Below are 13,264 nucleotides of genomic sequence, written 5' to 3'. Positions count from 1 at the left end.
TCCACTGAACGAGTCCGAGGGTGTAGAAATGATTAGCGCATTCGATATTTTCAAACCTGGCATTGGTCCTTCCAGTTCACATACCGTAGGGCCGATGAATGCAGGAAAACGGTTTATCGATCAACTGGTCAGCAGTGGAAGCTTATCGCGCACGACGCGCATATCGGTTGATCTGTATGGTTCGTTGTCGCTGACCGGAAAAGGCCACGCGACTGATACCGCTATTATGATGGGGCTGGCCGGAAGCAGCCCACAAAGTGTCAATATTGACGCCATCCCCGCGTTTATTGGCGAAGTGACCCGAACCGGTCGCTTACCGGTCGCTGAAGGTACTCACGTCGTTGATTTCCCGGTCGCCGACAGCATTCTCTTCCATGAAGAAACGCTGCCACGACATGAGAACGGCATGCGGATCACCGCCTGGGAAAACCAGGAGACGCTGCTGTGTAAAACCTACTACTCGATTGGCGGCGGGTTTATCGTGGACGAAGAGCGCTTTGGTCAGGCGCATGACGTGGAAGCGCCGGTCCCCTATGATTTTCATTCCGCCAGCGAATTGCTGAAACTGTGCGAACGCAATGGGCTTTCGGTCTCCGGGCTGATGATGCAAAACGAACTGGCGCTGCGCAGCAAGGCGGAGATTGATGCCGGATTCGCGCAGATTTGGGAAGTGATGCATGCCGGTATTGAACGTGGGATGAATACTGAGGGTGTTTTACCCGGCCCGCTGAATGTACCGCGCCGTGCGGTGGCATTACGCCGCTTGCTGGTCTCCAGCGACAACCTCTCCAGCGACCCGATGAACGTCATCGACTGGATTAACATGTTCGCTCTCGCCGTCAGTGAAGAAAATGCTGCAGGCGGGCGTGTGGTGACGGCACCGACTAACGGCGCATGCGGCATTATTCCAGCTGTGCTGGCCTATTACGATAAATTCCGTCGTCCGGTGAATGCCAATTCCATTGCCCGCTATCTGTTAGCGGCGGGGGCTATCGGAGCACTGTACAAAATGAATGCGTCAATTTCCGGGGCGGAAGTTGGCTGTCAGGGGGAAATCGGTGTGGCCAGTTCCATGGCGGCGGCGGGATTAACCGAGCTGCTCGGCGGGAGTCCGGCACAAGTTTGCATCGCCGCGGAAATTGCGATGGAGCATAACCTCGGCCTGACCTGCGATCCGGTAGCCGGGCAAGTGCAGATTCCGTGTATTGAACGCAATGCGATTAACGCAGTAAAAGCGGTCAATGCTGCGCGTATGGCGTTGCGGCGAACCTCCGAACCCCGTGTCTCACTGGATAAAGTGATTGAGACCATGTACGAAACGGGTAAAGACATGAACGATAAGTACCGCGAAACGTCGCGCGGCGGTCTGGCGATTAAAGTGGTGTGTAATTAGCGAACGCCAGAAAGCTTGCCGGATGACGGCAGTCGCCTTATCCGGCCTACAGGTTCATCGTTCACAGGCTCGATAAGCTTGCGCCATCGGGCATGTGGTCGTTTTGCCGGATGACGGCAGTCGCCTTATCCGGCCTGGATGTTCATCGTTCACAGGCCCGATAAGCTTGCACCACCGGGCATTTGGTTGTTTTGCCGGATGACGGCAGTCGCCTTATCCGGCCTACAGGTTCATCGTTCACAGTTCGTAGGCCCGATAAGCTTGCGCCATCGGGCATTTCATTCATTGTCAGCCATCTAAAAGCACACTTCGGTGTGCTTTTTTGTTGTGATCGCCTTCAAAAAGAAAATTTAAATCCACTTAAGTGTTTAAAAAGAGAAAATATTTATTAACTTTTAGAAAATACAGGGGTTTGTTTGTAAAGTTTTTCTCTGCTTCCAGGGGTATGCTTTTCCCATTCTAACGACTCGCCTGCACTTCCCCGTACCGCGTATCGCCTTGATGCGGCACGACAAAAAATAAAAATGTACCCTACAAAATGAGCGAGAATTTTATGGAAACGGCAACGAACAGCAGCGTAGTGCTCGACGCCAGCGCCCCGGCGCGCCGGGCGGGAATGACAGAAAGCGAATGGCGGGAAGCGATTAAATTCGACAGCATCGACACCGGCTGGGTCATCATGAGTATTGGGATGGCGATTGGCGCAGGGATCGTTTTTCTCCCGGTGCAGGTCGGTTTGATGGGACTGTGGGTCTTTTTGCTCTCATCGATTATCGGTTATCCCGCGATGTATCTGTTCCAGCGTCTGTTTATTAATACGCTGGCGGAGTCCCCGGAATGCAAAGATTATCCCAGCGTCATCAGCGGGTATCTGGGGAAAAACTGGGGCATCCTGTTAGGCGCACTGTACTTTGTGATGCTGGTTATCTGGATGTTCGTCTATTCCACCGCGATCACCAACGACAGCGCCTCTTACCTGCACACTTTTGGCGTAACCGAGGGACTGCTTTCCGACAGCCCGTTTTATGGCCTGCTGCTGATCTGCATCCTGGTCGCCATCTCATCACGCGGCGAAAAGCTGTTGTTCAAAATCTCGACCGGCATGGTGCTGACTAAACTGCTGGTTGTGGCGGCGCTGGGCGTGTCGATGGTTGGCATGTGGCACCTGTACAATATTGGCGCGTTGCCACCGATGGCGTTGCTGGTGAAGAATGCGATTATCACACTGCCGTTTACCCTGACCTCGATCCTGTTTATCCAGACCCTGAGTCCGATGGTGATCTCCTACCGTTCCCGTGAGAAATCCGTTGAGGTGGCGCGCCACAAAGCGCTGCGCGCCATGAATATTGCCTTCGGCATTTTATTTGTCACCGTCTTCTTCTACGCCGTCTCCTTTACGCTGGCGATGGGGCACGACGAAGCAGTAAAAGCTTACGAGCAGAATATTTCTGCCCTGGCGATTGCCGCTCAGTTTATTAGCGGCGCGGGTGCGGGGTGGGTGAAAGTGGTCAGCGTGATCCTCAATATTTTTGCGGTAATGACGGCGTTTTTCGGGGTTTACCTGGGCTTTCGCGAAGCGACGCAAGGGATCGTGATGAATATCCTGCGCCGTAAGATGCCTGCTGAGAAGATCAACGAAACGCTGGTGCAGCGCGGCATCATGCTGTTCGCCATCTTACTGGCATGGAGCGCCATCGTGCTCAACGCGCCGGTACTGAGTTTTACATCCATCTGTAGTCCAATTTTCGGCATGGTGGGATGTCTGATCCCCGCCTGGCTGGTCTACAAAGTTCCGGCGCTGCACAAATACAAAGGGGCGTCGCTGTATCTGATTATCGTCACCGGTTTGTTGCTGTGCGTATCTCCGTTCCTGGCATTTTCCTGATATATCCTGAAGGTTGTTGTTATGTTTGAGACTAAAGAAAATCCGTTGTGGCAGCGTTTCATCCTCGCCGTTCAGGAGGAGGTGAAACCCGCGCTTGGCTGTACGGAGCCCATTTCGCTGGCGCTGGCGGCGGCGGTTGCGGCCTCTGAATTAAACGGCGCGGTTGAGCGTATCGATGCCTGGGTCTCGCCCAATCTGATGAAAAACGGACTGGGGGTAACGGTGCCGGGAACCGGTATGGTTGGACTGCCCATCGCCGCTGCGCTGGGGGCGCTGGGCGGGAATGCAAATGCCGGACTGGAGGTGCTGAAAGATGCCTCTGCCCAGGCGATTGCCGATGCGAAAACTATGCTGAAAGCCGGTAAGGTGTCAGTGATGTTGCAGCAACCCTGTGATGACATTCTGTTTTCCCGGGCAAAGGTCTATAGCCGTGACGGCTGGGCGTGCGTCACGATTGTTGGCGGTCATACCCATATCGTGCGTATCGAAACGCATACCGGCGTCAAATTTGCGCAGGAAGCGGGGACGAATGGTGAGGAACACGAGTCGCCGCTGGCGGTGTTGTCTAAGACCTCTCTGGAGGAGATCCTGGCGTTTGTGAATGCGGTTCCGTTTGAGGATATTCGCTTTATTCTTGATGCAGCCCGACTCAACGGCGCGCTGTCACAAGAGGGGCTACGCGGAACCTGGGGACTGCATATCGGTGCGACGCTGCAAAAGCAGTGCGCGCGTGGTCTGCTGGCTAACGATCTTTCGACGACGATCCTGATCCGGACCAGCGCGGCCTCAGATGCGCGCATGGGCGGTGCGACGTTGCCTGCCATGAGTAACTCCGGTTCCGGCAATCAGGGGATCACCGCCACGGTGCCCGTGATGGTTGTCGCGGAGCACTTTGGCGCAGATGAAGAAAAACTGGCGCGCGCACTGATGCTTTCCCATCTGAGCGCTATCTATATTCATCATCAACTTCCGCGGTTGTCGGCGCTATGCGCGGCAACAACGGCGGCAATGGGCGCGGCGGCGGGGATGGCCTGGCTGGTGGACGAAGGGCGCTATCGCACGATTTCGATGGCGATCAGCAGCATGATTGGCGATGTAAGCGGAATGATTTGCGATGGCGCATCGAACAGCTGTGCGATGAAAGTCTCTACCAGCGCATCGGCGGCGTGGAAGGCTGTCCTGATGGCGCTGGACGAGACTGCCGTGACGGGAAACGAAGGGATTGTGGCGCACGATGTCGAACAGTCCATATCCAACCTGTGCGCCCTGGCGTGTCATTCCATGCAGCAAACGGATAAGCAAATTATCGAGATCATGGCGCGTAAAGCGCATTAACCGGATGTCTGATTGCCCGATGGCGCTTCGCTTATCGGGCCTACAGAAACCACGCTTACAGCGCCGATGGTAAAAAATGGATGTAGGCCGGACAAGGCGCTTGCGCCGTCATCCGGCAACGGGGATCAGGCGGCGGCTTCTTCCTCGGCCAGCCGAACTTCGGCGTCAGCCACAATCGCTTCCAGCTCGGTCAGCATCGCCTCGTAGTCAAATGCACGGGGCGCGGCGTCGGTTTCTGCCGTTGTCACTTTTACTGTCGGGGCCTGTTTTTTCGCTTTCTTACTCATATACAACTCCCGTTACCCATTACACTGGCAAATCTATCAGCAAAGCACGCAAAGGCGTATCGGCAACGAGCGTTATGTTAGCTTCATCACGAATAAAAGCGCCATCACCACAGGTCAGCGCTTCACGCGCTTCATCGCGGGTAATGGCGTGAAAGGTACCGTGAATCGACTGCAAATAGGCGCGCGGGCCGTGAAGCTGAAAACTCAGCGATTCGCCCTGATTCAGCTCGATATGGTGCACCCACGCCTGCTGGCGCAACTGCAGGCTGCCGTTCTCACCATTGGGTGAGGCGATCAACTGCTGTTCGGCCTTCGCCAGTTTTATCTTTTGCACCAGAGCATTCTCGCGCTCAGGACAGGCATCGAGCCATAGCTGCATACGCGTTAGCGGTTTGTCTTTGCTGACGTTATGCTCGCTGTAGCTGATACCCGGCTGGGCGGCGAGCAACAACACTTCACCCGCCTGGGCCTGTACATGGTTGCCTTCACTGTCACGATACTCAGCAACGCCCTCGAGAATCAGATTAAGTACGTCCACTTTCGGCCAGGTGCGCGGCTGGAAGGACGCGCCAGGCGCCAGCACTTCCTGGTTGAGCACGCGCAGCGATGCATAGCCCAGCAATGTTGGGTCGAAATAGTGTCCAAAGGAGAAGGTGTAACGGGCCTGCAGCCATCCGTAGTCTGCTTGTCCGCATTGTTTGGCTGTTCGGGTAGTAATCATAGTTCTTGACCTCTCTTTACTTCCTTTTATGTTAAGGGGCTGGACGCTGCATTGTTAGCCAGATATTCTGCCCGGTATGTTCAAATTTCCTGAATGAGAACGATATGGCCAAAGAAAGGGCGTTAACGCTTGAGGCATTACGCGTAATGGACGCGATAGATCGCCGTGGTAGCTTTGCTGCAGCGGCAGATGAGCTAGGACGCGTGCCGTCTGCACTCAGCTACACCATGCAGAAGCTGGAAGAGGAACTGGATGTCGTGCTGTTTGACCGTTCCGGACACCGCACAAAATTCACCAACGTTGGGCGTATGCTGCTGGAAAGAGGGCGCGTCCTGCTGGAGGCGGCAGATAAGCTCACCACCGATGCCGAAGCGCTGGCGCGTGGGTGGGAAACACATCTGACCATTGTGACCGAGGCGCTGGTGCCGACACCGGCCTTTTTCCCGCTGATCGACAAACTGGCTGTTAAAGCGAACACGCAGCTTTCAGTGATCACCGAGGTGCTGGCGGGGGCGTGGGAACGGCTCGAACAAGGTCGGGCGGATATCGTCGTTGCCCCGGATATGCACTTTCGTTCGTCATCTGAAATCAACTCCCGCAAGCTGTATACCCTGATGAACGTCTATGTCGCCGCGCCGGATCACCCGATTCATCAGGAGCCGGAACCGTTATCAGAAGTGACGCGGGTGAAATATCGCGGTGTCGCGGTTGCGGATACCGCGCGTGAACGGCCGGTATTAACAGTGCAACTGCTGGATAAACAAGCGCGCCTCACCGTCAGCACCATCGAAGATAAGCGTCAGGCATTACTGGCAGGATTAGGGGTGGCGACGATGCCTTATCCGTTGGTGGAAAAGGATATTGCCGAAGGTCGTCTGCGCGTGGTCAGCCCGGAATCGACCAGCGAGATTGATATTATTATGGCCTGGCGGCGAGACAGTATGGGAGAAGCAAAGGCCTGGTGCCTGCGTGAAATACCGAAACTCTTTATGAAAAAATAACGCGTTACAGGTGACTGATATCGGGGCAAAAAGATTGCCCCGAAACAGGATTAATTGATCTCGTTTTGCTTGGGATCGGCACCGAAACGGTTAGCACCGGCAGTTCCGTTCTGACACAGGAATATGATAATAACGACCGTTCCGATAATCGGAATCAGGCTGAGCAGCACCCACCAGCCGGAGCGATCGGTATCGTGTAAACGACGGATTGCCACCGCAATGCTCGGCAGCAGAACACCAAGGCTATAAATGATTGATATATAGGGTGTTTCCATGCCAATTACAGACTGAATTACATTCAGGACTGCGCAGATGATCATGTTGATTAACACAAACATCCAGTACTCTTTTCGACGTGCACGACCGCTGAAGCCGGTATAATTCTTTATTACACTCAAATACCAATTCATATAACATCCTTATTAATTAAAAAAGATGCCGAAATATATCATGGTATTTTATGAAGGTCATTTGCATTCTTACCATTTAAGAAAATTTAAGAGGAATATATCTATTATTAATAGTTTTAAATAATATGTTTTGATTCTGAATTAATGTCCGGGCACGAACCAGAACAATAGTTTACCGTTAATAAAAGGATCAAGGCAGCGGGTAACGCTGCCTTTTCACTTTCTCAGGGGAGAGATTTCGGGTCGGGTCCGAAGCGGTTTTCGCCGGGCGTGCCATCCTGACAGTTAAAAATGAGGATCACCAGCCAGCCGATGACGGGGATCAGTAACAATAACAGCCACCAGGCCGATCGATCGGTGTCGTGCAGACGTCTAAACTGTACGGCCCACCAGGGCAAAAAGACGAGGATCCCGTAAATCGTTGTCAGAATGCCCTCTCCTCCGGCACGCTGCCAGCCCAGAAGTTTATCCAGTACGCCGAGAACGAATGTCAGAATGACGTTGACCAGAATAAACATCCAGTACTCTTTCCGCCGGGCGCGTCCGCCGAAGCCGATATAATTTCTTAAAACCTTTAAGTACCAATCCATTTTTACCTCAATCGTGTGTCAATCACTTGTTTTTAAAGCAATCAAAGAAAGAATAGTTGCGAATGATGAGGCGGTAAATATTTGAAGGGTAAATTGAGCAGGCACCCTGAAGGGTGCCTGAGTTCACTCGGCGAAACGGCTGTCACGTCCGTGAGGTTCGTTAAGGTCCTGCCACGGGCCAATGGAGATAATACCCGTCGGGTTAATGGTCTTATGACTGCGGAAATAGTGGTGGCGAATATGGTCAAAATTGACCGTTTCCGCAATGCCTGGCATCTGATAAATATCACGCAGAAAACCATACAAGTTCAGATAATCGCTGATACGGTGTTTATCGCATTTGAAATGTGTGACGTAGACCGGATCAAAGCGGATTAGCGTTGTCCACAAGCGAATATCTGCTTCTGTCAGCCGATTGCCCGTCAGATAGCGATGCTGACCGAGGATCTGCTCCAGCCGGGCAAGATGGGTAAAGACATTCTCAACGGCGTCATCATAGGCTTGCTGGCTGGTCGCAAAACCGGCCTTGTAAACGCCATTGTTGACGTTGTCATAAATCCAGCCGTTCAGCTCGTCGATTTTATCGCGCAGTTCAGCGGGATAATAGTCGCCGGCTTTTGCGCCCAGTGCATCAAATGCTGTATTGAACATGCGAATAATTTCAGCGGATTCATTGCTGACAATCGTATGATTTTTTTTATCCCACAGCACCGGTACGGTGACGCGACCGCTATAGTGGGGATCGGCGTGCAGGTAAAGCTGATACAGAAATTCGTGCTGATATAAAGTATCGCCGGTGGCCGCCGGGAAATCATCGTCAAAGGTCCAGCCGTTTTCCAGCATGAGTGGATTCACGACCGAGACGGAGATAAATGGTTCCAGTCCCTTAAGCTTACGCAGGATTAACGTACGGTGCGCCCACGGACAGGCGAGTGAAATATACAGGTGATAGCGGTCTTTTTCCGCAGCAAAACCGCCTTCGCCGGAAGGACCTGGCGCGCCATCCGCCGTGAGCCAGTTGCGGAATGCCGATACAGAACGTTGAAATTTACCCCCGGTAGATTTGGTGTCATACCAGGTGTCATGCCAGACGCCGTCGATCAGTTGTCCCATGATTTCTTTCCCTCAGATAGCAAAAACGAGGAGAAGATCCCCTCGTTCTTTTTCATTCATTATAGAGTGCTTACCATTTTTTGTTCAGCACACGGTCGATACTGAAAGCGCCCGGACCCGTGATACCCAGCAGCAGGAAGCCGCCAGCGATGGTCAGGTTTTTCATGAACATCAGGGAGTTCACGCCTTCTGCAAAGTTGCTGTGGAAGATAAACGCGGTCAGCAACGTGAAGCCTGCGGTAAACAGCGCAGTGGTACGCGTCAGGAAACCGAACAGAATCGCCAGACCGCCGCCAAATTCAAGCAAAATGGTCAGTGGCAGCAGGAATCCCGGAACGCCCATCGCTTCCATATATTGTTGGGTGCCCGCGTAACCGGTGATTTTTCCCCAACCTGCGGTAATAAACAGGATTGGCATCAGGATACGCGCTACCAGTACACCAACATCTTCTAATTTTTTCATTCTTCTCTCCAGGAAACCACTCAGGCTATACATCTTGTTTTTTGTCGCAATTTCGCGGTGTTCCGCGTCATTGCTGTCGATGGAGAGAATCATAATCTTGAAGAATGAGAATTGTTAGCAAGGAAAACTGTCAATATTTTTCAAAAAAATTGATTTTGTCGTGAGGCGATAGTGACGATCGGATAAGCGAAGCGCTCCGGTACAGTTGCCGGATGGCGGCTACGCCTTATCCGGCCTACATAGTGAATGTCAAAGTCGGTTAAGCGAAGCGCCATCAGGCGAAGTAGGAAGAGGTCGAGTGCGTAGGCCTGATAAGCGAAGCGCCATCAGGCTACTGTTGAGCGTAGCGTCTTTTTAGCCAGTCTCCAGACGCTCCACACGCCAAAACCCCGCCGGGCCCAACGTACGAGCATGTTGGGGTGGCGAATGGTCCAGACGGCCATCACACTGCTGCCGACCAGCGCCCAGGAGCGCAAACTCAATAGCGTGTTCCAGCCTCGATCATAAGCGCCCGTGGCTTCCAGCCAGTCACGACGACTGGCTGAAAGATCCAGCCGTTGCTGTTGGATCTCACGAAGCAGTCGGGCCTTACGTTGTTCACGTTCGACTTTACCGCTCACGACTCTCCTCCTCGAGCAATTCCCGGTCATTCGCCAGTTCATGGCGGGTATGGCGTAACAATGTAGAGCGCCGCGCTTTTCGCAGCGTCCATATTCCGCCAATCAGCGCCAGCGCCAGCAGCACGACCGTGGTGGCGATCATCGCATTGAGCCGGTACTGCGGATCGATAGCCCAGATGATTAACACCATCAGGCTCATCAATCCAAATGCCGCGAAGAGCATGGTCAGTCCCAGCATCAGCAGAAGCTGAAAAAGGTTCGCCTTTTCTTCTTCAAGCTCAACCACCGCCAGACGCAGACGGGTTTCCACCATCTCAACGAGAAGAGTGACAATCCGCTGCCCGATACCCAGAACGCTTTTCCCGGGCCCTTGTGCGTGATGAGGATCCGCCATCATTAACGACGCGACAACAGAACGCCAAGCACGACGCCTACTGCCGCGCCAATCCCGACGCCGGTCCACGGATTTTCGCGAACATAGTCGTCAGCACGTGCAGCGGCTTCACGGGTCTGTTTGGCAATGGCATCACCCGTTTCACCGAGGCGATAGCGGCTCTCTTTCAGCGCACGCTCGGCTTTGCTGCGGATCTTACTCAACTCTTCTTTCGATTTATCACCAGAGGAGTTCAACACCTCTTCCAGCGTATCGGCCAGGGATTTCAACTCAGCGCGCAGATGTTCTGATGTGTTTTCTTTCGACATAGTTTTCTCCAGGTGAGTAAGTGGTACTGATACTTAGTAGTCGCGAGACTCAAGCTCTTTCAGTTCTGCCTGAGCTTCAGCCAGTTTACGCTCGCGTTTGGCAATTTTGTCCGCATCGCCTTTTTGCTTCGCTTCGGCGAGATCGCGCTGACGTTCGGCGATCTCTTCCTTCTGCTCAGCAATTTTTTCCTGATGATCGGCACGCAGCTTGCTGTCAGTACAGTGGGCCCTGACTTCGCTGAGTGCTTTTTTCAGCCCATTGATACGATTCTGGTTATTGTGCTTCTCGGCGTAGCTGATTTCCCGTTGAATGTCCTGCTCTTTTTCCTGACAGAGGGTGTTGGCGTAGCTACCAGCACTAAGAGCGAAAAGGGAGATAGCGAAAGCAATGCGGTATTTCATTCTTGAACCTTCCATTGTGACTCGTTCCCATGAATTCAGGAACGATGATCCAGTGATATGCGACGGGGCAACCCCATCGCCTCATTAATCATAGACATTAATCGTAGAAATCACCAAAGTGGGTGATATGATTCGGATTCCTGGAGATTACCCTATCCGATGTGGGGTATCGCGTAAACGTGACAACCACTGTACGGCCTGGTTGCTGTTATCCTGTTGGGCGATGATGTAGCCGTGCGGCAGCGTTTTATCAAGCACCGCTTTGGCGGCGGCACTCTGGGCGCTGGAATCGAAAGTGATGAGCAAAGTGTCATTCTTCGGTGTAATGCTTTTAAAACGAATGCCATTAGCGTCGAGGTGATGCCAGATCGAGAAACCGTCCGGCATGCTGGCGCCCTGATGGACCGCACGGATCGCCAGCGTGGATTCTTGCTGACGCACCGCTGACCAGACCAACAACATGGCGCTTAATGCCACCAGAAAGGCCGTGCTCCAGCCCAGTTGTTTAAGCGTGATGTGTGGTTTCGGCATTCCTTACCCTCGATTCCCGTATTTCTTTTTCCACAGGACGACCAGTGAGCCGCCCAGGCCAAAAACCAGCAGCACGACGGGTAACAGCATCAGGCACGACATCAGTTGATCTTCATACTTCAGAAATACCGGTGTTTTCCCCAGCAGATAACCCAGGCTGGTTAAAATCAGCACCCACAGCAAGCCACTCATCCAGTTGAAAAATTGAAAGCGGGCATTGTTCAGGCCGGATAAACCCGCGATGGTCGGCAGCAAGGTACGAACAAACGCGATAAAACGGCCAATAAGCAGGGCGGAAAGACCATGTTTATGGAACAGATGGTGGGCGCGTTGGTGATAGTGGGCGGGCAGGTGCGATAACCAGTTTTGTACGATGCGGGTATTGCCCAGCCATCGACCCTGAATATAGCTCAGCCAGCAACCGAGGCTTGCCGCCACGGTCAGCAACAGAATGGTTTGCGGAAAGCCCATTGCGCCTTTGGCAATCAAAACGCCCACTAAAACCAGCAAACTGTCACCGGGCAAAAAGGCAGCGGGTAGCAACCCGTTTTCCAGAAACAGAATCATAAATAAAACGAAGTACAGCATGCCAATCATGGAAGGATTGGCCAGTGTTTCAAAATCCTGCGCCCACAGGGCATGCAGTAATTGAGTCAAAAGTTCCATTCAGTATTCCAGGTCGAATTGGTTAACGTCACGCCGGGTTTAACAGTTTGCTACGCCGCATCATTGTTAATGTTTTGCATGGTGTGCGGACGGCGCAAAGCCGCGGCCTGAACTATTCCCTGTTAAAAGTTATGAAGTAAGCAAGCACTAACAAACATAAATTCGAATTGCATCTAATTGTAACAAAGGTCAACGTAGTCCGTTATAGAAATTACACGTCCGTGAAGGGTGATTTTGCTGATCGCAGGGGAGGGTGGCGAGAGGATTTACACAGGCTGACACTTTATACCTTTCGCTTACTGACAGGCGCTGTGCCGCGCCTGTTGAATCAATAACGTTTATTTTGTCGCGTTAGTCGCCGTATCAAGATGAACGACCGGATTTTCAGCAAACAGGTAACGGTCGGCATTAAATTCAAAATCATCGCTTGTTTCATTAAACAGCATGATTTTCGTATTTTCGAGATGCTGCCACATCGCCAGTTTTGCCGCATGCGGGTCTTTGCGGATCAGCGCCTTAAGGATTTGATCGTGGTCGTCGCACCAGTTATCTACGGTACGCGAATCGATGTGTTCATGCAGTTTCTTCCAGTACGGGTTGTGGCTACGCTGCGTCCACATTTTTTCCACGATAGCGGCCAGCGCAGAGTTCTGTGTCGCTAACGCTACCTGAATATGGAATTGCAGATCCCATTCGGAATCGCGGAAACATTTCTCGTTGCGCGCCTGTTCCTGGATAGCCATCAGTTTCATGATGTCCTGCTTGGTGACCTGCGTTGCCGCAAATTCCGCAATATTGCTTTCGATAAGCTGGCGCGCCTGGAGCAATTCAAAAGGGCCGTAGTTAGCGAATTCCAGTGATTCGTTAGTGGCCTGCTGGTGACGCGGTTGACTGGAAATCACATGAATTCCGGAACCTTTACGGACTTCAACATACCCTTCGACTTCCAGCATGATGATGGCTTCACGAACCACGGTGCGGCTGACATTTTTTTCATCGGCAATAAAACGTTCTGCAGGCAATTTGTCGCCTACCAGATAAACGCCCTGTTCGATGCGCTCTTTTAAGTCAGCAGCAAGTTGTTGATATAAACGTCGTGGTTCAGTGATTTCCATATGCACTCCAGGCATGATACGGCAGACTGT

General features: G+C 52.6%; 17 protein-coding genes. 4 read left to right on the top strand and 13 right to left on the bottom strand.

Annotated elements, in window-relative coordinates; translation table 11 throughout:
* Nucleotides 1-28 precede the first annotated feature (28 nt).
* The 3 genes from tdcG (at nucleotide 29) to QNN88_RS14895 (ending at nucleotide 4,613) form a co-directional block, all read left to right on the top strand.
* A complete protein-coding gene (tdcG, locus tag QNN88_RS14905; RefSeq protein WP_414241030.1) occupies nucleotides 29-1,393 on the top strand; it encodes an L-serine ammonia-lyase in 1,365 nt (454 codons plus the stop codon).
* Nucleotides 1,394-1,946: 553 nt separating this feature from the next.
* Nucleotides 1,947-3,278 (top strand): hypothetical protein, encoded by a 1,332-nt coding sequence (locus tag QNN88_RS14900; RefSeq protein ID WP_414240907.1) that lies wholly within the window; start codon nucleotides 1,947-1,949, stop codon nucleotides 3,276-3,278.
* A 21-nt stretch (nucleotides 3,279-3,299) separates the two neighbouring features.
* On the top strand, nucleotides 3,300-4,613 hold the full coding sequence (locus tag QNN88_RS14895; RefSeq protein ID WP_414240906.1) for a serine dehydratase subunit alpha family protein: 1,314 nt from the start codon (nucleotides 3,300-3,302) through the stop codon (nucleotides 4,611-4,613).
* A 125-nt stretch (nucleotides 4,614-4,738) separates the two neighbouring features.
* On the opposite strand, the gene QNN88_RS14890 is transcribed toward QNN88_RS14895, so the two are convergent.
* Together QNN88_RS14890 and QNN88_RS14885 are read right to left on the bottom strand one after the other, a co-directional pair.
* Complete coding sequence (locus QNN88_RS14890) at nucleotides 4,739-4,900, bottom strand: hypothetical protein (RefSeq protein WP_414240905.1); 162 nt, start codon at nucleotides 4,898-4,900, stop codon at nucleotides 4,739-4,741.
* A 19-nt stretch (nucleotides 4,901-4,919) separates the two neighbouring features.
* Nucleotides 4,920-5,621 carry a pirin family protein gene (locus tag QNN88_RS14885; RefSeq protein ID WP_414240904.1) on the bottom strand — a complete coding sequence of 234 codons (702 nt, stop codon included), beginning with the start codon at nucleotides 5,619-5,621 and terminating at the stop codon, nucleotides 4,920-4,922.
* 104 nt (nucleotides 5,622-5,725) lie between these two features.
* On the opposite strand from QNN88_RS14885, the gene yhaJ reads away from it, so the two are divergent.
* Complete coding sequence (gene yhaJ / locus QNN88_RS14880; RefSeq protein ID WP_414240903.1) at nucleotides 5,726-6,622, top strand: DNA-binding transcriptional regulator YhaJ; 897 nt, start codon at nucleotides 5,726-5,728, stop codon at nucleotides 6,620-6,622.
* Nucleotides 6,623-6,672: 50 nt separating this feature from the next.
* On the opposite strand, the gene QNN88_RS14875 is transcribed toward yhaJ, so the two are convergent.
* The 11 genes from QNN88_RS14875 to exuR all read right to left on the bottom strand — a co-directional run bounded on the left by QNN88_RS14875 (nucleotide 6,673) and on the right by exuR (nucleotide 13,234).
* Nucleotides 6,673-7,032: a DUF805 domain-containing protein gene (locus QNN88_RS14875; RefSeq protein ID WP_414240902.1), complete on the bottom strand. Its 360-nt coding sequence runs from the start codon at nucleotides 7,030-7,032 to the stop codon at nucleotides 6,673-6,675.
* A gap of 224 nt (nucleotides 7,033-7,256) precedes the next feature.
* Nucleotides 7,257-7,622: a DUF805 domain-containing protein gene (locus tag QNN88_RS14870; protein ID WP_044255823.1), complete on the bottom strand. Its 366-nt coding sequence runs from the start codon at nucleotides 7,620-7,622 to the stop codon at nucleotides 7,257-7,259.
* Between the two features lie 123 nt (nucleotides 7,623-7,745).
* Entirely contained in the window at nucleotides 7,746-8,735 is a 990-nt protein-coding gene (locus tag QNN88_RS14865; protein ID WP_414240901.1) for a glutathione S-transferase family protein, read from the bottom strand.
* Between the two features lie 70 nt (nucleotides 8,736-8,805).
* Nucleotides 8,806-9,198 (bottom strand): DoxX family protein, encoded by a 393-nt coding sequence (locus QNN88_RS14860; RefSeq protein ID WP_040073926.1) that lies wholly within the window; start codon nucleotides 9,196-9,198, stop codon nucleotides 8,806-8,808.
* A 326-nt stretch (nucleotides 9,199-9,524) separates the two neighbouring features.
* Nucleotides 9,525-9,818: a YqjK-like family protein gene (locus tag QNN88_RS14855; protein ID WP_414240900.1), complete on the bottom strand. Its 294-nt coding sequence runs from the start codon at nucleotides 9,816-9,818 to the stop codon at nucleotides 9,525-9,527.
* Nucleotides 9,808-10,212: a phage holin family protein gene (locus QNN88_RS14850; RefSeq protein ID WP_414241029.1), complete on the bottom strand. Its 405-nt coding sequence runs from the start codon at nucleotides 10,210-10,212 to the stop codon at nucleotides 9,808-9,810. Before QNN88_RS14850 ends, QNN88_RS14855 begins: the two co-directional genes overlap by 11 nt.
* A 2-nt stretch (nucleotides 10,213-10,214) precedes the next feature.
* Nucleotides 10,215-10,520, bottom strand: a complete 306-nt coding sequence (locus tag QNN88_RS14845) for a DUF883 family protein (protein WP_042325238.1) — start codon at nucleotides 10,518-10,520, stop codon at nucleotides 10,215-10,217.
* A 33-nt stretch (nucleotides 10,521-10,553) separates the two neighbouring features.
* A complete protein-coding gene (locus QNN88_RS14840) occupies nucleotides 10,554-10,922 on the bottom strand; it encodes a DUF1090 domain-containing protein (protein ID WP_414241028.1) in 369 nt (122 codons plus the stop codon).
* A 147-nt stretch (nucleotides 10,923-11,069) separates the two neighbouring features.
* Nucleotides 11,070-11,453: an EnvZ/OmpR regulon moderator MzrA gene (mzrA, locus tag QNN88_RS14835; RefSeq protein ID WP_414240899.1), complete on the bottom strand. Its 384-nt coding sequence runs from the start codon at nucleotides 11,451-11,453 to the stop codon at nucleotides 11,070-11,072.
* A 3-nt stretch (nucleotides 11,454-11,456) separates the two neighbouring features.
* Nucleotides 11,457-12,119, bottom strand: coding sequence for a DedA family general envelope maintenance protein YqjA (yqjA, locus tag QNN88_RS14830; RefSeq protein ID WP_042325244.1), 663 nt, complete (start codon nucleotides 12,117-12,119; stop codon nucleotides 11,457-11,459).
* A 338-nt stretch (nucleotides 12,120-12,457) separates the two neighbouring features.
* Nucleotides 12,458-13,234 carry a transcriptional regulator ExuR gene (gene exuR / locus QNN88_RS14825; protein WP_414240898.1) on the bottom strand — a complete coding sequence of 259 codons (777 nt, stop codon included), beginning with the start codon at nucleotides 13,232-13,234 and terminating at the stop codon, nucleotides 12,458-12,460.
* Nucleotides 13,235-13,264 lie beyond the last annotated feature (30 nt).

Source organism: Citrobacter sp. ANG330 (assembly GCF_047467925.1).
Lineage (GTDB): Bacteria > Pseudomonadota > Gammaproteobacteria > Enterobacterales > Enterobacteriaceae > Citrobacter_A > Citrobacter_A amalonaticus_G.
Note: the sequence above shows the minus strand (reverse complement) of the source record. Positions and strands in the feature narration are given on the sequence as shown.